The organism is Streptomyces sp. WG5 (assembly GCF_049974565.1).
Taxonomy (GTDB): Bacteria; Actinomycetota; Actinomycetes; order Streptomycetales; family Streptomycetaceae; genus Streptomyces.
In genome coordinates, this window is the sequence record NZ_JBNGGC010000005.1 from 151,124 (window position 1) to 172,273 (window position 21,150).

At 73.8% G+C, this 21,150-nt stretch carries 13 protein-coding genes; 8 read left to right on the top strand and 5 right to left on the bottom strand.

Going from position 1 to position 21,150, the window contains the following annotated elements:
* Nucleotides 1-91 precede the first annotated feature (91 nt).
* The 4 genes from ACP4IX_RS07240 (at nucleotide 92) to ACP4IX_RS07255 (ending at nucleotide 5,368) form a co-directional block, all read left to right on the top strand.
* Nucleotides 92-1,330: an NAD(P)/FAD-dependent oxidoreductase gene (locus ACP4IX_RS07240; protein ID WP_426555028.1), complete on the top strand. Its 1,239-nt coding sequence runs from the start codon at nucleotides 92-94 to the stop codon at nucleotides 1,328-1,330.
* Nucleotides 1,330-3,945, top strand: a complete 2,616-nt coding sequence (nirB, locus tag ACP4IX_RS07245) for a nitrite reductase large subunit NirB (protein ID WP_426555029.1) — start codon at nucleotides 1,330-1,332, stop codon at nucleotides 3,943-3,945. The genes ACP4IX_RS07240 and nirB overlap by 1 nt, the downstream gene beginning before the upstream one ends.
* Nucleotides 3,942-4,307, top strand: coding sequence for a nitrite reductase small subunit NirD (gene nirD / locus ACP4IX_RS07250; RefSeq protein WP_426519686.1), 366 nt, complete (start codon nucleotides 3,942-3,944; stop codon nucleotides 4,305-4,307). The genes nirB and nirD overlap by 4 nt, the downstream gene beginning before the upstream one ends.
* 110 nt (nucleotides 4,308-4,417) lie before the next feature.
* Nucleotides 4,418-5,368: an SMP-30/gluconolactonase/LRE family protein gene (locus ACP4IX_RS07255; protein WP_426555030.1), complete on the top strand. Its 951-nt coding sequence runs from the start codon at nucleotides 4,418-4,420 to the stop codon at nucleotides 5,366-5,368.
* A gap of 45 nt (nucleotides 5,369-5,413) precedes the next feature.
* Here the strand turns inward: ACP4IX_RS07255 and ACP4IX_RS07260 are convergent, their stop codons facing one another.
* Nucleotides 5,414-6,346, bottom strand: coding sequence for an oxidoreductase (locus ACP4IX_RS07260; protein ID WP_426519690.1), 933 nt, complete (start codon nucleotides 6,344-6,346; stop codon nucleotides 5,414-5,416).
* Nucleotides 6,347-6,527: 181 nt separating this feature from the next.
* Between ACP4IX_RS07260 and ACP4IX_RS07265 the strand changes: the two genes are divergently transcribed.
* The 3 genes from ACP4IX_RS07265 to ACP4IX_RS07275 all read left to right on the top strand — a co-directional run bounded on the left by ACP4IX_RS07265 (nucleotide 6,528) and on the right by ACP4IX_RS07275 (nucleotide 9,082).
* Nucleotides 6,528-6,983: an LAETG motif-containing sortase-dependent surface protein gene (locus ACP4IX_RS07265; RefSeq protein ID WP_426519692.1), complete on the top strand. Its 456-nt coding sequence runs from the start codon at nucleotides 6,528-6,530 to the stop codon at nucleotides 6,981-6,983.
* A 178-nt stretch (nucleotides 6,984-7,161) separates the two neighbouring features.
* Nucleotides 7,162-8,319 (top strand): alkaline phosphatase PhoX, encoded by a 1,158-nt coding sequence (locus tag ACP4IX_RS07270; RefSeq protein ID WP_426519694.1) that lies wholly within the window; start codon nucleotides 7,162-7,164, stop codon nucleotides 8,317-8,319.
* 457 nt (nucleotides 8,320-8,776) lie between these two features.
* The gene (locus ACP4IX_RS07275; protein ID WP_426555031.1) at nucleotides 8,777-9,082 is read left to right on the top strand and encodes a hypothetical protein; all 306 of its coding nucleotides are present in this window, start codon (nucleotides 8,777-8,779) and stop codon (nucleotides 9,080-9,082) included.
* Nucleotides 9,083-9,212: 130 nt separating this feature from the next.
* Here the strand turns inward: ACP4IX_RS07275 and ppdK are convergent, their stop codons facing one another.
* The gene (ppdK, locus tag ACP4IX_RS07280; protein WP_426555032.1) at nucleotides 9,213-11,951 is read right to left on the bottom strand and encodes a pyruvate, phosphate dikinase; all 2,739 of its coding nucleotides are present in this window, start codon (nucleotides 11,949-11,951) and stop codon (nucleotides 9,213-9,215) included.
* A gap of 480 nt (nucleotides 11,952-12,431) precedes the next feature.
* On the opposite strand from ppdK, the gene ACP4IX_RS07285 reads away from it, so the two are divergent.
* The gene (locus ACP4IX_RS07285) at nucleotides 12,432-14,204 is read left to right on the top strand and encodes a CDP-alcohol phosphatidyltransferase (protein WP_426555033.1); all 1,773 of its coding nucleotides are present in this window, start codon (nucleotides 12,432-12,434) and stop codon (nucleotides 14,202-14,204) included.
* On the opposite strand, the gene dusB is transcribed toward ACP4IX_RS07285, so the two are convergent.
* From dusB to ACP4IX_RS07300, 3 genes are all read right to left on the bottom strand, one after another.
* The gene (gene dusB / locus ACP4IX_RS07290) at nucleotides 14,205-15,371 is read right to left on the bottom strand and encodes a tRNA dihydrouridine synthase DusB (RefSeq protein WP_426555034.1); all 1,167 of its coding nucleotides are present in this window, start codon (nucleotides 15,369-15,371) and stop codon (nucleotides 14,205-14,207) included.
* A gap of 290 nt (nucleotides 15,372-15,661) precedes the next feature.
* A complete protein-coding gene (locus tag ACP4IX_RS07295) occupies nucleotides 15,662-20,023 on the bottom strand; it encodes a cation-translocating P-type ATPase (protein WP_426519702.1) in 4,362 nt (1,453 codons plus the stop codon).
* Between the two features lie 9 nt (nucleotides 20,024-20,032).
* The gene (locus tag ACP4IX_RS07300; RefSeq protein ID WP_426555035.1) at nucleotides 20,033-20,908 is read right to left on the bottom strand and encodes a hypothetical protein; all 876 of its coding nucleotides are present in this window, start codon (nucleotides 20,906-20,908) and stop codon (nucleotides 20,033-20,035) included.
* Nucleotides 20,909-21,150 lie beyond the last annotated feature (242 nt).

Below are 21,150 nucleotides of genomic sequence, written 5' to 3' on the forward strand. Positions count from 1 at the left end.
CACCCGCCCCCCGCCGCCGCTGAGGGCAGCGTTCCCCGCGGGAAACAGACGCGATGCCACCGGGTAACACCCGCACCGCACGCTCGGTGCCATGACCTCGAAAACGCGTGTGGTGGTGATCGGCGCCGGACTCGCGGGTGTCACGCTCGCCCGGCGGCTCGGTGAGCTCGGCACGCCCGCGCTGGTCGTCGGCGACGAGGAGCACCGCCCGTACAACCGGGTGCTGCTCGCCGAGGTGCTGGCCGGCCGGTACGGCCCCGAGGTGACCGCCCTGCCCGCGCCCGCCGGCCTGCTCCGCGGCCGGGTCACCGGCATCGACCGGGCCGCGCGGACCGTCCGGTGCGCCGACGGCACCGAGATCGCCTACGGCACGCTGGTCCTGGCCACCGGCTCCAACGCCGTGCTCCCGCCGCTGCGCGGCCTGTTCACGCCGGACCGGGAGCTGCCCGAGGGCGTGCACGCGTTCCGGACGATGGACGACTGCCTGGGGCTGTCCAAGGCGGTGCGGCCGGGGGTGCGGGCGGTCGTCGTCGGGGGCGGGCTGCTCGGGGTGTCCGCCGCCCGCGCGCTGGCCGTGCGCGGCGCGCAGGTCGTCCTCGCCCAGCAGTCCGAGCGGCTCATGGAGAACCGGCTCGACCCGGCCGCCTCCGCACTCGTCCGGCGGCACCTGGAGGACCTCGGCGTCGAGGTGCACACCGAGTGCCGGGTGCGGGACGTGCGGAGCGTCGGCGGGGCGGTGCGGTCGGTGGAGTTGGCCGACGGGTACGCCCTCGGCACCGACCTCGTCGTCCTCGCCTGCGGCGTCCGGCCCCGCGTCGGGCTCGCGCGGGCGGCGGGGCTGGAGGTCGGCAAGGGTGTGGTCGTCGACGACGAGCTGCGCACCGGCGACCCGCACATCCGCGCCGTCGGCGACTGCGCCCAGCACGCCGGCCGGGTCTACGGGCTGGCCGCGCCCGCCCTCGAGCAGGCCGGCGCGCTGGCCGGACTGCTCGCCGGGGACGGCACCGCCGCCCGCTACACCGGCACCCGGTCGCTGACCCGGCTCACCCTCACCGGGTCCGGCAGCCCCTCCGGGGCCGACAGCCCTTTCGACCTCGCCGCGTTCGGCGAGACCGACCCCCGCCCCGGCGACGACGTCGTGCAGCTCGCCGACGCCACCCGGGGCACCTACCGCAAGGTCGTCGTCCGCGGCGACCGGCTGGTCGGCGGGGTCCTGGTCGGCGAACTCGGCACCGTCGGCGCGCTCGCGCGCGCCTGGGAGGGAGCAGAGCCGCTCCCGTCCGACGGCGGCCCCCTGCTCCACCTGCTCACCCATGACGGAGGCTCCTGATGACCGCCACCCCGGGGCCCGCCCCCACCCTCGTGCTCGTCGGCCACGGCATGGTCGGCCAGCGCTTCCTGGAAGCGCTCGCCGAGCGCGGCCTGACCGGCACGCACCGCGTGGTCGTGCTGTGCGAGGAGCCGCGCCCCGCCTACGACCGCGTCCAGCTCACCTCGTACTTCTCGGGGAAGACCCCCGAGGACCTGTCGCTGACCGACATGGCCTTCATCGCGGAGCACGGCATCGAGCTGCGCGTCGGCGACCCGGCGGAGAGCGTCGACCGGGACGCGCGCACGGTGACCGCCCGCTCCGGGCTCGTCGTCGAGTACGACGTGCTGGTGCTGGCCACCGGCTCCTACCCGTTCGTGCCGCCGGTCCCCGGCAAGGACGCCGAGGGCTGCTTCGTCTACCGGACGATCGAGGACCTCCTCGCCATCGAGGAGTACGCGAGGAACGCGACGACCGGCGCGGTGGTCGGCGGCGGGCTCCTCGGCCTGGAGGCGGCCGGCGCGCTCCAGGGCCTCGGACTCACCTCGCACATCGTGGAGTTCGCGCCGCGCCTGATGCCGGTCCAGGTCGACGAGGGCGGCGGCGCGGCGCTGCTGCGGACCATCGAGGGAATGGGCCTGTCCGTCCACACGGGCGTCGGCACGCAGGAGATCGTGGTCGACGAGGCGTCGGGCGCCGTCACCGGCATGAAGCTGTCCGACGGCTCCGAACTCGCCACCGACCTGGTGGTGTTCAGCGCCGGTGTCCGCCCTCGCGACCAGCTGGCCCGCGACTGCGGTCTGGCGGTCGGTGAGCGCGGCGGCATCAGCGTCGACGAGCGGTGCCGCACGGTCACCGACGAGCGCGTCTTCGCGATCGGCGAGTGCGCGCTGGCGGCCGACGGGCGCGTGTACGGGCTGGTGGCGCCCGGGTACGAGCAGGCCGAGACGGCCGCCGCGACCATCGCCCGGGACGAGGCGTCGTTCACGGGCGCCGACCTGTCCACCAAGCTGAAGCTGCTCGGCGTGGACGTGGCCTCCTTCGGCGACGCGCACGGCACCGCCGAGGACTGCCTGGACGTCGTCTACTCCGACTCCCGCGCCGGCCTGTACAAGAAGCTGGTCGTCGGCCGCGACGGCACGCTGCTCGGCGGCATCCTGGTCGGCGACGCGGAGGCGTACGGCACACTGCGCGCCTTCACCGGCTCCGTCCCGCCGGTCTCCCCCGAGTCCCTGGTGCTGCCCGCCGGCGCCGGGGCGCCCACCCAGCTCGGCCCGTCCGCCCTCCCCGACGACGCGGTGATCTGCTCCTGCCACAACGTCACCAAGGGCACGATCCGCGGCGCGGTGACCGAGCACTCCTGCACGACCGTGCCCGAGGTGAAGAAGTGCACCAGGGCCGGCACCGGCTGCGGTTCCTGCGTCAAGGTGCTCGGCCAGCTGGTCACCGCCGAGCTGGAGGCGAACGGCGTCGAGGTCGACAAGGGCCTGTGCGGCTGCTTCGACCGGACCCGCGAGGAGCTGTACGAGATCGTCCGCACCCTGCGGATCACCTCCTACCGGGAGCTGCTGGACCGGCACGGCCGCGAGGGCGCCCGGGGCGGTGACGGCTGCGAGGTCTGCAAGCCGGCGGTCGGCTCGGTCATCGCCTCCCTCGCCCCGGTGATCGGCGCGAGCGGCTACGTCCTGGACGGCGAGCAGGCCGCCCTCCAGGACACCAACGACCACTTCCTGGCCAACCTCCAGAAGAACGGCTCGTACTCGGTCGTCCCGCGCATCCCCGGCGGCGAGATCGCCCCGGAAAAGCTGATCGTCATCGGCGAGATCGCCCGGGACTTCGGGCTCTACACGAAGATCACCGGCGGTCAGCGCATCGACATGTTCGGCGCCCGCGTCGAGCAGCTGCCGGTGATCTGGGCGCGGCTGGTGGACGCCGGCTTCGAGTCCGGGCACGCGTACGGGAAGTCGCTGCGCACGGTGAAGTCCTGCGTGGGGCAGACCTGGTGCCGCTACGGCGTCCAGGACTCCGTGCGCATGGCGATCGACCTGGAGCTGCGCTACCGGGGCCTGCGCTCCCCGCACAAGCTGAAGTCGGCGGTCTCCGGGTGCGCCCGCGAGTGCGCCGAGGCCCGGTCGAAGGACTTCGGTGTGATCGCCACGTCCCACGGCTGGAACCTCTACGTCGGCGGCAACGGCGGCGCCACCCCGCGCCACGCGGACCTCCTCGCGCAGGACCTCTCCGACGCCGAACTGGTCCGCCTGATCGACCGGTTCCTGATGTTCTACATCCGCACCGCCGACAAGCTGGAGCGCACCTCCACCTGGCTGGAGCGGATCCCGGGCGGCCTGGACCACGTACGGGACGTCGTCGTGCACGACTCGCTCGGCATCTGCGACGAGCTGGAGTCCCTGATGCGGGCCCACGTCTCGCACTACCGCGACGAGTGGGCCGAGACCATCAACGACCCGGAGAAACTGGCCCGGTTCGTGTCCTTCGTGAACGCGCCCGACACCCCCGACCCGGTCGTGGGCTTCGTGCCCGAGCGCGACCAGATGAAGCCCGACCTGCCGCTGCTGGACATCGGCCTGCGGCGCCCCTCGGAAGACGACCTCCTGGAAGGAAGCACCCGGCGATGACCCTGGCACCCGAGTCCCTGGCACCCGAGACGACCGACCTGAAGGTACGACTGCGTCTGACGGACGACTGGTTCACGGCCTGCGACCTCGGCACCCTGCTCCCGGGCCGCGGAGTGGCGGCCCTGCTGCCGGACGGCGGCCAGGTGGCCCTGTTCCGGGACCGGAACGGCGAGCTGTACGCCATCGGCAACCGGGACCCGTTCACCGGCGCGGCGGTCCTCTCCCGCGGCCTGACCGGCACCCACCGGGGCCGCCCGTTCGTCGCCTCCCCGCTGCTCAAGCAGCGTTTCGACCTGGCGACCGGGCAGTGCCTGGACGACGAGGCGGTGCGGGTGGAGACGTACGAGGTGAAGGCGGCCTGACCCCCGGGGCGACTGTCGGTTTCCTGCCAAACCCGGCCGGCGCCTCGAATTCGCCCCGGCCGTCGGGTTTCATCGAGTCCCCATGCCCCTCTTCGACGGAGGCCCGCACCATGACTCGGAACCACCCCTCCCGGCCGTCCCGGCGCACGGTGCTCGGCGGTGCCGCCCTCGCCGCGCTGACGGTGGCCGCCGGAACCGGCCCGGCCGAGGCCACCGCCCCCGGGGCGACGTGGCCGTCCCGGTTCCCGCTGCCCGACGGCTGGCTGCCCGAGGGCATCACCATCGGGCGGAGACCGTACGCCTACATGGGATCGCGCGCCGACGGCGCCGTCTACCGCACCGACCTGCGCACCGGCGAGGGCCGCGTCGTCCACGAGGGCGCCGCGGGCCTCGCCGCCATCGGTCTGAAACTGGACCACGACGGCCTGCTGTACGTCGCCGGGGGCGGCGGCGGAACCGCGCGGATCATCGACTCCCGCACCGGCGGACTGCTCCGCACCCACCAGCTCACGGACACCACCGGCCACTTCGTCAACGACGTGGCCCTGGTCGGCGACCGCGCCTGGTTCACCGACTCGTACGGGCCCGTCCTGTACGGCGTCCCGCGCGGCCGGCGCGGCGGCGTGCGCGCCCTGCCGCTGACCGGCGACTGGGAGCACACGCCGGACGTCATCAACGCCAACGGCATCGTCTCCACCCCCGACGGGCGGGGCCTGATCGTCGTCAGGATGACGGCCGGCGAGCTGTACCGCGTCAGCCTCAGGACCGGCCGCGCCACCCGCGTCAGGCTGGTCGGCGCGGACGACGTGGTCCACGGCGACGGCCTGGTCCGGGTCGGCCGCACCCTGTACGTCGTCCAGAACCGGCTCAACCTGGTCAGCGTGTGGGACCTGGACGCCAGGGCCGGCACGGCGACCCTCCGCCGCACGATCACCGACCCCCGCTTCGACGTCCCCGCGACCGCCGCCCGCTTCGGCGACCGCCTCTACCTCGTCAACGCGCGCTTCACCAGTCCGCAGACCCCCGAGACGACGTTCACGGCGGTGGCGGTGGACCGCTGAGCCACCCGGGCCGCCCGGGCCGACCCGGCCGACCGGGCTCCGGCCTCAGCCCTTCAGGGCCTCGTACGTGACACCCGTCAGCCGCTCGGAGGCGGCCCACAGCAGCTCCCCCATCGCGTCGTCGGTGGTCCAGGGCGCCCGCCAGGAGGGTGCGGGCGCCCCGCGCCACATCGCGAAGGACGGACCGGTGAAGGAGTCGGCGGGCACGCCGGGCGCGGTCGCCGCGTACAGGACGGGCAGCGCGCCCGTCTCCGCGGGCTGGGCGACGACCCGGCCCGCGAGCGACATCAGCCGCTCGGCGACCCGGCGCCCCTCGGCACGGGGTCCGGCGGTCAGCAGGCCGGTCTCCGCGTACCCCGGATGGGCGGCGACCGCGCACACGTCCGCCGCGCCGTCCCGTGCCGCGAGCCGGCGGGCCAGCTCGTGGGTGAAGAGCAGGTTGGCCGACTTCGAGCGGGCGTAGGCGGTCCAGCGCCCGTAGCGCCGTACGTTGTTGAGGTCGCGCGGATCGACGTTGGCCAGCGTGTGCATGAGGCTGGACACGGTCACGACCCGGGCGCCGGGCGTGGCGAGCAGGGTGGGCAGCAGCAGCCCGGTGAGGGCGAAGTGCCCCAGGTGGTTGACGCCGAACTGCGTCTCGAAGCCGTCCGCCGTCGTCGCGTAGGGCAGCGCCATCACGCCGGCGTTGTTGACGAGGAGGTCGATCCGCTCGTAGGGCAGTGCGTACGCGAACTCGCGGACGGAGGCCAGGTCGCCGAGGTCCAGCCGCGCCAGTTCCACGGCGGCGTCCGGCACCTCGCCGAGGAGGCGCTCCACGGCGTCGCTCCCCCGCGCCCGGCTGCGGCAGGCGAGCACCACGCACGCCCCCTTGCGCGCCAGTTCCCGGGCCACCACGTAGCCGAGGCCGCCGTTGGCACCGGTGACGACGGCGACACGTCCGTCCAGGCCGGGCATGTCGCCCACGTTCCAGCCGGTCATCCGCGGCTCCTTCCCTGGTCCGGACCTCTCTCACCGTACGCGCCGGCGCTTCGGAGCGGAGAGCTACCGTCCGGTCACGTCACGTTCGCGTCACGAGTCCTCCATATGCCCACCACATCATCTGCACCTCACTACGTTCGTCACCTCATATCCGCTCATCCACACCATCCCGGGACTCTCGATGAACCTGCTCCGCAAGCCCGCCGCCGTGGCCCTCGCCGCGCTGGCCCTGGCCGCCCTGCCGACCGCCGCCCAGGCGCACGAAGGCACCCACCCGTTCGAGAACTGCACCGAGGCGTACGACGCCGGATACTCCAACATCAAGAAGGGCGACGAGCACTACGCCGAGGACCTGGACCGCGACAAGGACGGCGTCGGCTGCGACAAGCCGCCCGCGGACTTCGTGCCCGCGGGCGACAAGGAGACCGACGACGGTGCGGGCTCCGGGAGCGCGGAGAACTCCGGGAGCGGCGAGGCGGGCGCCGAGGAGGCCGCCGGGCGGCAGGGCGCCGACCTGGCCGAGACCGGCGGCGACGACAGCACGCCGTACCTCGCGGCGGGCGGCGCGGCCGTCGTCCTCGCCGGCGGCGGACTGCTGCTGGCGGTGAACCGGCGCCGGAGCAACGGCGCCCGCTGACGCGGCACGCCCCGCGGGTCCAGCGGCCCCTCAGCCCCGGCACCGGGCGAGGGCCGGCATGTACCGCGGGGCGTCACGGATTGTCCATGACCCGTCAACCCCACCCCCCTAAAGTCCGTGACCGCGCGACCCCGCCGTCACCCGGCGGCGGGGCGGTCACGGCACTCCTGGAGTGAGAGTGGAACGTCGTACCCTCCTGCGTGCGGTCGCCCTCGGCGGCTCCTCCGCCGCCCTGGGCGGCACCCTCTGGCGCGGCGCCGCCCACGCGGCCCCCGCCCAGCCCGGCACGGGCCCTTACGGCCCGCTGGGCTCGCCCGACGCCAACGGCATCAGACTCCCCAGCGGCTTCACCAGCCGGGTCGTCGCCCGTTCCGGCCAGAAGGTCCCGGGCACGTCGTACACCTGGCACAACGCCCCCGACGGCGGCGCGTGCTACGCCGACGGCACAGGCTGGATCTACGTGTCCAACTCGGAGATCAACCCGTCCGGGGGCGCGAGCGCGGTGAAGTTCTCGGCCACCGGGACGATCACGGCGGCATACCGCGTGCTGTCGAACACCCGTCAGAACTGCGCGGGCGGCAAGACCCCGTGGAACACCTGGCTGTCCTGCGAGGAGGTCGACCGCGGCTACGTCTACGAGACCGACCCCTGGGGCGTGAAGGCCGCCGTCCGCCGCGATGCCATGGGCCGCTTCAAGCACGAGGCCGCGGCAGCCGACCCGGTCCGCGAGGTCGTGTACCTGACGGAGGACGTGTCCGACGGCTGCTTCTACCGCTTCCGCCCGACGACCTGGGGCGACCTGTCCTCCGGCACCCTGGAGGTGCTGGTCGCGGGCACGGCCACCAGCGGCCCCGTGACCTGGGCGAGGGTCCCCGACCCTTCCGGCGCCACGGCCACCCGCAATCAGGTCTCCGGCGCCAAGCGCTTCAACGGCGGCGAGGGATGCCACTACGCCGACGGCACCTGCTGGTTCACCACGAAGGGCGACAACCGCGTCTGGCAGTACAACGCGGCCTCCCAGACCCTGGAACTGGCCTACGACGACTCCTTGGTGACGTCCGGCACGGCCCCGCTGACGGGCGTGGACAACGTCACCGGCTCCGCCTCCGGCGACCTGTTCGTAGCGGAGGACGGCGGCAACATGGAGATCTGCGTCATCACCCCGGACGACGTGATCGCCCCGTTCCTGCGCATCGACGGCCAGTCCGGCTCGGAGATCACGGGCCCGGCGTTCTCCCCCGACGGCAAGCGGCTGTACTTCTCCAGCCAGCGGGGGACGCGCGGGAGCTCGTCGGGCGGGATCACGTACGAGGTGACGGGGCCGTTCCGGGCGTAGCGGCCCGGCACACGGCGTCCTATCCACGCTACTGGGTGTGCGGACACGAAAAGCGCCCCCAGGGCGGCCGGGCAAGGGCCGTTCCCCCCTGGGGCCGACCGAAGAACGCAGCTTCGGCCATGCGCAACCTTATCGCCGCGCTTCTCAGGCGGTTCCTGCCGTCCCGTGGAGCGCACCTGAAGAAAGCCGTGCCGGCACAACCGGTCCAGCGCGCCACGCGTCCGCTGTCGATGCCCAGGGCTCCGCGCCCCACTGATGTGATCAACGCAGACGCCTTTCCGCTTGTCCGGCCGTATCTCGTGGCATGCGAGCGAGAGCGCGACCGGCGGACGACGGCAGCACACCCAACGATGTGCGTCGAGTTCCTGGGGGCGTCGGCATGAGCGGCCTTCGGCGCATGCCGGGAACGGCGGACGAGCGCACCGGTTTCTGTCAGCCGGGCGGACTCGTCGCTGCCATGAGCGACGCATGGGAGAACGACCTGATCGAGTCGGCGACCGTCGTGCTCGGGCTTGTGAAGGCGGTGCTGAGCGGACCGCAACTCACAGCGGACGAGTCATGGTTCATGCCCCGCCGGACGGCCGAATGTCTCGCGGACGCGCTGAACGTCGCCGAGCTGAGGGGCGAGCGACTCGCGGCAGCGGACGAAGAGGCACCCCCGTGCGGGCGCGGCGGTGAGACGAAGGGCGGCACCCCCCGCACGGGGTGCCGCCCTCTTTCCGTGGTCCGGAGCCGCCGCCGATCGGTGAGGGTGGTCGGGTGACAGACGGCGGCTCCGGGGTCTTCGCCCCGCGGGTCGGGCGGTACTCCCCGTGCCCCTTCGGGACGCGGGGAACCGCGCGACCGGCCACGACGGGCCCGCAGGGTGGCGTGCCGGTCTCCCGGCGGAGCGCTCAGCGGTGGTCGCTGCCCTTCGACTGGGACGCCGCGCGGCCGGCCTCCAGGCGGGCCACCGGGATGCGGAACGGGGAGCAGGAGACGTAGTCCAGGCCGGCCTCGTGGAAGAAGTGGACGGACTCCGGGTCGCCGCCGTGCTCGCCGCAGACGCCGAGCTTCAGGTCGGGGCGGGTGGCGCGGCCGGCCTGCGCGGCGGCGGCGACCAGGGAGCCGACGCCGTCCTTGTCGATGGTCTCGAACGGGGAGACGCCGAAGATGCCCTTCTCCAGGTAGGCCGTGAAGAAGCTGGCCTCGACGTCGTCCCGGCTGAAGCCCCACACCGTCTGGGTCAGGTCGTTGGTGCCGAAGGAGAAGAACTCCGCGGCCTCCGCGATCTGCCCGGCGGTCAGCGCGGCGCGCGGCAGTTCGATCATCGTGCCGATGGACAGTTTCAGCTTGGCGCCGGTGGCGGCCTCGACCTCGGCGATGACCTGGTCGGCCTCGTCGCGGACGATCTCCAGCTCCTGGACGGTGCCGACCAGCGGGATCATGATCTCGGCGCGCGGGTCGGCCTTGGCCGCCCGGCGCTCGGCCGCGGCCTCGGCGATCGCCCGCACCTGCATGGTGAACAGGCCGGGGATGACCAGGCCGAGACGGACGCCGCGCAGGCCCAGCATCGGGTTCTGCTCGTGCAGCCGGTGCACGGCCTGGAGCAGGCGCAGCTCGTTCTCGTGCGGCTCCTGGCGGGACTCGGCGAGCGCGACGCGTACCGACAGCTCGGTGATGTCCGGCAGGAACTCGTGCAGCGGCGGGTCGAGGAGGCGGACGGTGACGGGGAGGCCGTCCATCGCCTCGAACAGCTCGACGAAGTCCCGCTTCTGGAGCGGGAGCAGCGCCTTCAGGGACTCCTCGCGCTCCGCCTCGGTGTCGGCCAGGATCAGCCGCTCCACCAGCTCGCGCCGGTCCCCGAGGAACATGTGCTCGGTGCGGCACAGGCCGATGCCCTGGGCGCCGAAGCGGCGGGCGCGCAGCGCGTCCTCGGCGTTGTCGGCGTTGGCGCGCACCCGCAGCCGGCGCTTGCGGTCGGCGAAGGCCATGATGCGGTGGACGGCCTCGACCAGTTCGTCGGCGTCCTCGGCGCCCGCGTGCATGCGGCCCTCGAAGTACTCGACGACCGGCGACGGCACGACCGGCACCTCGCCCAGGTAGACCTTGCCGGAGGAGCCGTCGATGGAGACGACGTCGCCCTCCTCGACGACGTGCCCGCCGGGCACGGTCATCCGGCGGCGCTTGGTGTCGACCTCCAGCTCCTCCGCGCCGCAGACACAGGTCTTGCCCATGCCGCGCGCGACGACGGCCGCGTGGGAGGTCTTGCCACCGCGCGAGGTCAGGATGCCCTCGGCGGCGATCATGCCGTCCAGGTCGTCGGGGTTGGTCTCGCGGCGGATCAGGATGACCTTCTCGCCCGAACGCGACCACTTCACGGCGGTGTACGAGTCGAAGACGGCCTTGCCGACCGCCGCGCCCGGCGAGGCGGCGATGCCCCGGCCGACCTGCTCGACCTTGGCGTCGTCGTCGAAGCGGGGGAACATCAGCTGCGCGAGCTGGGCGCCGTTGACGCGCTGGAGGGCCTCGGCCTCGTCGATGAGGCCCTGGTCGACGAGCTGGGTGGCGATGCGGAAGGCCGCGCCCGCCGTGCGCTTGCCGACGCGGGTCTGAAGCATCCACAGCTGGCCGCGCTCGATGGTGAACTCGATGTCGCAGAGGTCCAGGTAGTGGTTCTCCAGCGTCTCCATGATCTGCATCAGCTGGTCGTACGACTTCTTGTCGATCGACTCCAGCTCCGCGAGGGCGACGGTGTTGCGGATGCCCGCGACGACGTCCTCGCCCTGGGCGTTCTGGAGGTAGTCGCCGTAGACACCCTGGTGTCCGGAGGCGGGGTCGCGGGTGAAGGCGACGCCGGTGCCGGAGTCGGGGCCCAGGTTGCCGAAGACCATGGAGCAGACGTTGACGGCGGTGCCGAGGTCGTGCGGGATGCGCTCCTGGCGGCGGTAGAGCTTGGCGCGCTCGCCGTTCCAGGAGTCGAAGACGGCCTTGATGGCGAGGTCCATCTGCTCGCGCGGGTCCTGCGGGAAGTCCCGGCCGGCCTCGGTCTTGACGATCTTCTTGAACGTGGTGACGAGCTTCTTGAGGTCGGCGGCCTCCAGCTCGGTGTCGACGCTGACCTTCTTGGCCGCCTTCGCCGCCTCCAGCGCCTCCTCGAAGAGGTCGCCGTCGACGCCGAGGACGGTCTTGCCGAACATCTGGATCAGGCGGCGGTAGGAGTCCCAGGCGAACCGGTCGTCGCCGGCCTGCTGGGCGAGGCCCTGCACCGACGTGTCGGAGAGGCCGATGTTGAGCACCGTGTCCATCATGCCGGGCATGGAGAACTTGGCTCCGGAGCGGACCGACACGAGGAGGGGGTCGTCGGCCTGGCCGAGCTTCTTGCCCATCGTTGCTTCGAGGGCGTCGAGGTGCGCACTCACCTCGTCACGCAGTGCCGCCGGCTCCTCGCCGCTGTCGAGGTAGGTCTTGCAGGCCTCGGTGGTGATGGTGAAGCCGGGAGGGACCGGAAGACCCAGGTTGGTCATCTCGGCGAGGTTGGCGCCCTTGCCGCCGAGGAGGTCCTTGAGGTCCTTGTTGCCCTCGGTGAAGTCGTAAACGAACTTCGCCGCGTTCGCTGCGTTCGCTACGTGGGGATCTTTGTTTTCCGACACGGGTCTCGACTCCTCGAGGACGCGGTGGCTGCCCTGACGGCGAGGAATGTACCCAGATCAAAGGCTCATGGGTACGTCCACTTGCGCGTCATGCGCCCGTAACCACTCGTCCGCCAGCGGATCGAAAGTCACGGTGTGGCAAGCGACCGACAGCCTGTGTTTTCACTTCTTGAACGAATGATCTCTCAGATGCATCGCCTGACGCTCATTCGAGCATCGATCTCCTCGTTTGGGTTCGGTCGGTGAACGATCAAGGTATGGCACTCAGTGCCACCCCTTGGAGAAGTGGAACCGACCAAGATCCGCTCATCTGAGCGGCTCACCTATCAAAGGTGGCGAGAATCACGCTGCCACAGGCCGCCGGATGTCACCATGCGGACGCGTGAACGGACCGCTTGCGGCGGACGTACGACAGTGCGGCGGACCCCGCCCCCTCGCCGGGTCCGCCGCCCACCGGGTTTCGTACGGAAGGACCTCCGGGTGCCTGTCATCACGCCTTTCCACCGGCCACCGGGGGCCGCCGGGACCGCCGAGGACCCCGGCAGCACACCCGGACCCGCCGCGCCCCCGACCCTCGGGGCCCGCCTGCGCCACTGGCGCGCCTGGCGCAGCCGCCACCCGCGCACCGCCGCCGCGGTGCGCGGGACCACGACCGCCCTCGCCGCCGTTCTCGTCCTCGGTGCGCTGCTGCTGCCCGGCAGCCTCGCCGCCCTGGAGCCGAACCGGTTCGCGCGGATCCCGGTGGAGGCGGTCGTCGCGGCGGTGCTGCTGCTCCGTGTGCCGCGCGTGCCCCGCCTGGTGCTGGCGGCGCTGTTCGGGGCGGGTCTGGGCGCGCTGACCGTGCTGAACCTGCTCGACATGGGTTTCACCGAGTACCTGGGGCGGGGCTTCAACGTCGTCCTGGACTGGGGCCTGCTCGACGACGCCCACTCGTACGTGGCGGACTCGATGGGCGCGGCGGCGGCGGCCTGGGCGGCGGTGGGCGCGGTCGTGGGCGTCCTGCTCCTGCTGGTGCTCATGACGCTGGCGGCGGTCCGGCTCGGCGAGCTGCTCGCCGCGCACCGGGAACGGGCGGCCCGGGGCGCGCTGACGGCGGCCACCGTGTGGATGACCTGCGCGGCGCTGGGCGTGCAGACCTTCGGCGTGCCGGTCGCCGCCCGGAACGCCTCCGCGGCCGTTCAGGCGCAGGCGCGCCGGGCGGCGGACACGCTGCGGGACGAGGCGGCGTTCGCGAAGGAGGCGAAGACCGACCGCTTCGGCGCCACGCCCGGCGCACAGCTCGTGCCGGACCTGCGCGGCAAGGACGTGATCTTCACGTTCGTCGAGAGCTACGGCCGGACCGCCCTCGACGACCCCGTCGTGGCACCGGGTGTCGGCCGGACGCTCGACACGGGTACGAAGGCTCTGGCCGAGGCGGGCTACCGGGCGCGGAGCGGCTGGCTGACGTCGGCGACGTACGGGGGCGGCAGCTGGCTCGGCCACTCCACGTTCATGTCGGGCCTGTGGGTCGACAACCAGCAGCGCTACCGCACCGTCACCGCCGGCGACCGCCTCACCCTCACCGAGGCGTTCCGGAGGACCGGCGCCTGGGACACGGTCGGCGTCATGCCGGGTGTGCGGAAGGCCTGGCCGGAGGCGGAGTGGTACGGGCTCGACACGGTCTACGACGCGTTCGACGTCGGCTACGAGGGCCCGAGGTTCAGCTGGTCGACCATGCCGGACCAGTACGCGCTGGAGGCCTTCCAGCGCCTGGAGCACGGCAGGGAGCGCGACCGTCCGCTGATGGCGGAGATCATCCTGACCTCCAGCCACCAGCCCTGGGCGCCGGTCCCGGAGCTGGTCGGCTGGGAGGAGCTCGGCGACGGCTCGGTGTTCGACGGCATCGAGGCGCGGGGGGTGCGGCCGTCCGACGTCATCGCCGACCCCGCCCGGTCGAAGGAGGAGTACGGCAGGTCGGTCGCGTACTCGCTCACCAGCCTCGTCCAGTGGCTGGAGCGCTACGGCACCGACGACACGGTCCTCGTCCTCCTCGGCGACCACCAGCCGCCCGCCCGGGTCAGCGGCAGCGGGGCGGGCCGGGACGTGCCCGTCTCGGTCGTCGCCAGGGACCCGGAGGTGCTCGACGCGATCGACGGCTGGAACTGGACGGAGGGCCTCGAGCCCGCCCGGGACGCCCCGGTGTGGCGGATGGACTCCTTCCGCGACCGGTTCCTGACGGCGTACGGCTCCGTCCCGCATCCCACCCGCGGCTGATCAGCCGCCGGAGGTGTCCAGCTCCGCGTCCTCGCCGACGCCCGCGCAGTCGTACGGGTCCTTCAGCCAGCCGTCCGGCAGGACCACCCGGTTGTTGCCGGACGTGCGGCCGCGGGGGCCGTCGGCGCCGGTGGGCCAGGGCTGGTCGAGGTCCAGCTCGTCCAGCCCGGCACGCAGTGCCTCCAGGGAGGAGGTGATCGCGAGCCGCTTGCGCATCTCGGAGCCCACGGCGAAGCCCTTGAGGTACCAGGCGACGTGCTTGCGGAAGTCGATGACGCCGCGCGACTCGTCGCCGATCCACTCCCCGAGCAGCGTGGCGTGCCGCACCATCACGTCGGCGACCTCGCGCAGGGTGGGCCGTACGAAGTCCTCGGCGCGCCCCTCGAAGGCGGCCACCAGGTCGGCGAAGAGCCACGGCCGCCCCAGGCACCCGCGCCCGACCACGACACCGTCGCAGCCGGTCTCCCGCACCATGCGCAGCGCGTCCTCGGCGGACCAGATGTCGCCGTTGCCCAGCACGGGGATCTCCGGGACGTGCTCCTTGAGGCGGGCGATGGCGTCCCAGTCGGCGGTGCCGCCGTAGTGCTGGGCGGTGGTGCGGCCGTGCAGGGCGATGGCGGTGACGCCTTCCTCCACGGCGATCCGGCCGGCGTCGAGGTAGGTGAGGTGGTCGTCGTCGATGCCCTTGCGCATCTTCATGGTGACGGGCAGGTCACCGGCGCCGGTGACGGCCTCGCGGACGATGGCCCGCAGCAGGTTCCGCTTGTACGGGAGGGCGGAGCCGCCGCCCTTGCGGGTCACCTTGGGCACGGGGCAGCCGAAGTTCAGGTCGATGTGGTCGGCGAGGTCCTCCTCCGCGATCATGCGGACGGCCTTGCCGACGGTCACCGGGTCGACGCCGTACAGCTGGATCGAGCGCGGCGTCTCGGTCGCGTCGAAGTGGATCAGCTGCATGGTCTTCTCGTTGCGCTCGACCAGCGCCCGGGTCGTGATCATCTCGCTCACGAACAGGCCCTTGCCGCCACTGAACTCCCTGCACAACGTGCGGAACGGCGCGTTGGTGATCCCGGCCATCGGCGCCAGCACGACGGGCGGCGCGACGGTGTGCGGGCCGACCTGCAACGGCCGGGAGGTGGTGCTGGGGGCGGGCGTGGTGGGCGTGGACATTCCTCCATTGTCACGCACGCGGGGCAGTGCTCGCGCTGGGCGTGAGGGTGGCCGGCGCGCTGCGGGTGGGGCCCGGGCGCCTCCTGGATCCACTGGAGGTCGAAGTCCTTCGGGCGCTCCAGTCGACGCGGATCGTCGTGCTCGCTCAGGAGTGACCGGAGTCGAACCAGGTTGTGCACGGGCACGCCCTTCCGTGGCCTACGACGAACCCGCCCATCGTGCGCCCCCGTCCGGTGGCGCCGCACCTGGTTCTGTCCCGTGCGGCACGTGCCGCGTGCCCGCCGGCCTCGTCACCGCACCACCGCCGGCAGCCGCTCCGACACCTTCGGCCAGTACGTCACGACCGCCTCCTCCACCGCCGGCAGCGCCCGCTGCCCCGCCAGCGCCAGGACGATCGCCGCCGCCACGCCCGCCCAGGCCAGGGGGCCCAGCGGCGTGCAGCCGAAGAGCTGGCTGGCGCCCGGCGTCTGCACCAGGGCGACCAGGGCGGCGGCGGAGCCCAGGGAGGTGACCTGGACCAGGCGGCTGCCGCGGCGGTCGGCGAGGGTCTGGGCGAGCTGGGTGCCGACCACGGCGCACAGGGCCATCGTCGTGGAGCGGCGCCGCGTGCCCGGCGTGAAGCGGCCGAAGAGCCAGGCCGCGGTCGCGCCGAGTGCCGTGGTCATCGCCCGGTGCCGGATCTGGCGGATCAGGGGCCGGCCCAGCACCGCCGTGCCGAGCGGCGTGCCCGCGTCGTCCTCCTCCTGCTCGGGGTCGCCGGTCTCCGTGACCGCCACCGCCATCGCGGGGAACAGGTCCGTGAACAGGTTGACCAGCAGCATCTGACGGGTGGACAGCGGGGCGGCGCCGCCGAGGACGGTGCCGAGGATGCCGAAGCCGACCTCGCCCGCGTTGCCGCCGATCAGGATGGCGATGGCGTCGGCGACGCTGTGCCACAGCGCCCGGCCCTCCCGCACCGCCTCCACCAGGACCAGCAGGTCGTCGCCGGTGACGACGAGGTCGGCGGCGTTGCGGGCGGCGGCCGAGCCGCGGGCGCTGATGCCGACGCCGATGTCGGCGGCGCGGATGGCGGCGGCGTCGTTGGCGCCGTCGCCGACCATGCCGACGACCCGCCCGGCGTCCCGCAGCGACTCGACGACCTGGAGTTTCTGCTCGGGCGCCACCCGGGCGACGACGTCCGCGTCGCGCAGCATCCGGGAGCGTGCCGTGCGGTCGGCGGCGGCGAGTTCGTCGCCGGTGACCACGACCGCGTCCTCGGGCCAGCCCAGGTCGACGGCGATGGCGTGGGCGGTCTGCGGATGGTCGCCGGTCAGCACCACGGGCCGTACGCCCGCCTCGCGCAGCCCGCGCACCAGCGCCGGGGACGTCTCGCGGGCCACGTCGGCCAGCCCGAGCATCCCCGTGAACTCCAGCTTCTCCGGCTCCTGTTCGAGGACGTCGGCGGCCTTCTCCCCCTTGCGCAGGGGCCGGCTGGCCACGGCGATGATGCGCAGTCCGTCACGGGCCAGGCCGTGCGCCACCTCGGTGGCGTGCGAGGGCAGGTCGGCGCAGGCGGGCAGCACGGTCTCCGGGGCGCCCTTGACCACCAGCACCGGCGCGCCGTCGCCGTCCCGTCCGACGGCGGCGGCATAGCCGCGCGAGGTCTCGAAGGGCAGGCCCTCCTCCTGCGTCCACTGCGGGTCCGGACCGGCGGCGTCGAGTACGGCCTCGTCGGTGGCGTGGGTGGGGCGGGCGCCGTCGCCGTTGAGGCGGGGGCAGGCGCGCGCGGCGATCCGTACGGCGTCGGCGGCGTCCGGGTCGCCGGCCTTGCGGACCGTGCCGTCGGCGCCCGCGACCCGGGTCAGCCGCAGCTTGTTCTCGGTGAGCGTGCCGGTCTTGTCGAAGCAGATGGTGTCCATGCGGCCCAGCGCCTCCAGCGTGCGCGGGGTGCGCACGAGGACGCCGCGGCGGCTGAGCCGGCGGGCCGCCGCCAGCTGCGCCACCGTCGCGACCAGCGGCAGCCCCTCGGGCACGGCGGCCACCGCCACCGAGACGCCACCGGCGACGGCCTGCCGGATCGGCGTCCCCCGCAGCAGCGAGAGCCCGGTCACCGCGGCCCCGCCGGCGAGGGTGAGGGGGAGCGCCTTGCGGGTGAGTTCCTGGAGCCTGGCCTGCACTCCGGCCGCCGACGGCGTACGGGCGGCCAGCGAGACCGCCCGGGCGGCCTCGGTGTGCTCGCCGGTGTCCACGACGACGGCCTGGGCGCGTCCGGCGACCACGGTCGTGCCCTCGAAGACCATGCAGTGCCGCTCGGCGACGGGGGCGTTCGTCACCGGGTCCACGCACTTGTCCACCGGCAGCGACTCACCGGTCAGCGCGGACTCGTCGACCTCCAGGCCGTCCTCCCACAGCAGCCGGGCGTCGGCGGGCACGACGTCGTCGGCCTTGAGGTCGACGATGTGGCCCGGGTGGAGCTTGGTCGCGTCCACGACCCGGGGCTCGGCCGACGGGTCGTGCGTCTCCTCCTCGGAGACCCGCGCCTTCTGCTTCTGCTGCGCGAGCAGCCCGGACAGCGCCCGCTCGGCCCGCAGCCGCTGGAACCCGCCGACCAGCGCGTTCAGGTCGAGCGCGCCGACGACGAGCAGCGCGTCCATGACGGAGCCGAGGATCGCCTCGGCCGCCGAGCCGACCGCCAGCACCGGGGTGAGCGGATCGTCCAGCTCGCCCCGCACGGCCTGCCCCAGCTGCCACGTCCACTTCACCGGCGCCAGGGCGGGGACGCGGCCCGCCCGGTCGGCCGCTGCCCTCATCCGCGCCGTCAGCTGTTCGGCGAGGGACGGCTCGGGTTCCTTCTCGCGCGCCAGGCGTTCCCGTACGCCCGTGGGGTCCAGCGTGTGCCAGGCCACCCGTGCCCGGGGGTGCGGGGCGCGGGCCATCGCCACGGTGAGCGCGGCGCGCGTCCCGGACAGCAGGGCCGCCGCCGCGCTCACGTCGACGGGCGCGTGCCGCAGCCCGGGCAGCGCCGAAGCGCCGCCCCCGCTCCCCTTCTTGCCCTTGGTGCGCGCCTCGCCGACCGCCACCAGCAGCCCGGACAGCGCGGCCCCGGACCGGGCCAGCGTCTGCGACCGGCGCCCGATCGCGCGGGCCGCGGGCACCGCCCGCAGCAGCCGCCACACGTCGGCGAGCCCGTGCGGGGCGATCACGTCCGCGCCCCACGCCACCGGGGCGTCCGCGTCGGCCAGCGCGACGGCCACGTCCCCGCCGAGCAGCCCGGCCAGCAGCGCATCGTCGTCGCCGGGCCGGGGCCGTACGACGGTGATGACACCGCCCTCGGCGCGCAGTTCGTCCACGACCTGCCGCAGCGGCCGTCCTCCGCTGACCACCTGGTCCGCGAGGCCGGTGAAGTCGGCCAGCGCCGGGTCCTCCACCATCACGACGCGCAGTCCGGCGCGCCGCGCGGCGTCCAGGACGTCCTCGGTCCACGGGTCCGCGCCCGCGTCCGGCGCCCGCAGCGCGCTCGGGTGCAGGACGACCGTGGCGGCCATCTCCAGCTGCCGCAGCCGTTCGGGGTCGCGCACGAGGACTCCGGTACGCGACAGCGCGGCGCTCAGTACGGCGTGGAAGGCGGCGGGCCCGTAGCGCGCGGCCTTGGGCGAGCCGGCCAGCACCGCCTCGGCGGCCTCGGCGACGTCGTGCTTGACCAGCAGGGTCGCCACCGCGCCCGCCACGCTGCCGGTGGAGGCGTGGGCGGCGTAGTTCTGCGCCGGGGAGGACCGCAGCGGCGGTCGCAGGGCGGGGGCGGCGGGCAGACTGCCCCGGCCCGGCAGGCACAGCCGGTCGTGCACGACCTCGAAGGCCGCCGTCCGGGTCACCGCCTCCGTCAGCTGGCAGGCGCGCAGCGCGCCGTCGAGCACCAGCGAGGTGTAGCTCTGCCCGGCGCCGTGGACGGCCGCGTTGGCGGCGGCCAGCGCCACGTCCATGCGGTGGTCGCCGAGCCGTTCGCGCAGCCAGGCGCGGAAGGTCGGGTTCTCGCGCAGCAGCGTCGCGACGGCCGTCACCAGGCGGGGCGAGGGCGGCAGCCGCAGGCGCGCGCCGGTCACGGCGGCGGCGATGCCGAGGACGTCGGCTCCGAGGGCGGTGGCCGCGACGCGCACCGAGGCCGGGTCGCCGGGGTGGGCGAGCTCCTCCACCGGATCTCCCGGGCCCCGTTGCTCCGCCCGGGTCAGTCCGTGCTCCTCGGCGAGTTCGGTGGCCCGGTCCACGACCCGGTCGGTCAGGGCCTCCTCGGTGGCGGTCACGACGAGCCGGGCGAGGCCGGTGTCCCAGTAGGCGAGCACCACGTCCGGGTGCTCGGCCAGGGCCGCCGCCACCCGCCGCGCGACGCGTTCGGTGCCGCCCGCCCGGCGCACCTCGTCGGTCGCGGCCGGCCGGAGCGCGAGGTGCGTCCGGTGTCCGGCCCGCCAGTCCGGGGTGCCGCCCGGCAGCGCCGCGCGGCAGACCCGTGCCGCGCGCGCCGCGAAGTCGGCGCCGCGCACACCGGCCCGTGCGGTGCCCGCCACGGCGCCGGCCGCGGCGCCCACCGCGGGTGCGGTGCCCCGGGCGAGCAGCCGGGGCCCGGCCAGGACGAATCCGGTGACGGCACCCTGGGAACGCGTCAGAAGTCCACCGACCATCGTTGTCTCTCAGCCCGCCTTCCGCGTGGACGTGGTGGCCTTCCGGCTCCGGCCGCCCGAGGCCCCGGAGGCCACGGTGGGCCGGCCGGCGGATGCCTTGGCCTTGGAAGTGCCACGCGACGAGGACGTGCTGCGGGAAGCACCGGCCGTCGTCTTCTTGGCCGTGCTCTTCTTCGCGGGGGTCGTCGCGGCGGTGCTCTTCTTCGCGGGAGTCGTCGCGGCGGTGCTCTTCTTCACGGGGGTCGTCGCGGCGGTGCTCTTCTTCACGGGGCTTGTCGCGGCGGTGCTCTTCTTGGCGGGCCGCGTGGCGGCGGTGCTCTTCTTCACCGCGCTGCTCGTCTTCTTCGCGGCGACCGTTCCGGCGGTGCCCGTCTTCTTCGCGGCGACCGCCCCGGCGCTGCCCGCCTTCCTCGCGGCGCCCGTGCTGGTGGTCGTCCTGGCCGCCGGGCTCTTCCTGGCGGCGGTCTGCGTGCCCGCGGTCCTCCTGGCGGTGCTCCGCCGCGCGGAACTCTTGTCCGCCGTACGGGAAGCCGCCGTACCGGACTTCCCCGCGCCGCCGGCCCCGCTCCCGCCGGAGGTCTCCGCCCCGTTCTGCAGGACCCGCGCGGCCTCCGCCTCCGGCGACTTCTGCGGCCGCGGCCGCGTCAGCCACGCCACCGCCGCCCCGGTGGCCGCCACCGGCCACTCGACCAGCCCGGCGATGCCCAGCACCCCGGCCCCCGTGTACACGACCACGCGCCGCCCGCGCGGCGACACGGCCCCGATCCTGTCCAGCGCGCCCTCGGCGACCCTGCCGACCGTCCCGGCGCCCGGCACCTTCCGCAGCGCCGACGCGGCCGCGTGCAACGGCCTCGGGAGCGTCTGCGCCGATTTCTGCTCAGCCATGACTGTTCGTCCTCGCCCTGTGCAAGCTCGTGCAAGCTGTGGAAACCCTGGGAACATCACCTTCCGCACATATCCGGGTTCCCGCACTTCGGGCACTCATCCCGGTGAAGGGGTCCCGTCGCTCGAAGGCGGCCCGGCAGCCACGTCCGCGGCATACGGTTCATGGACGGGACCCGTTCTGGCGGCAGGCCACCGGCCTGCAACGGCACCCGGGCCCGAACGCCGGCACCGCGGGCCTCAAC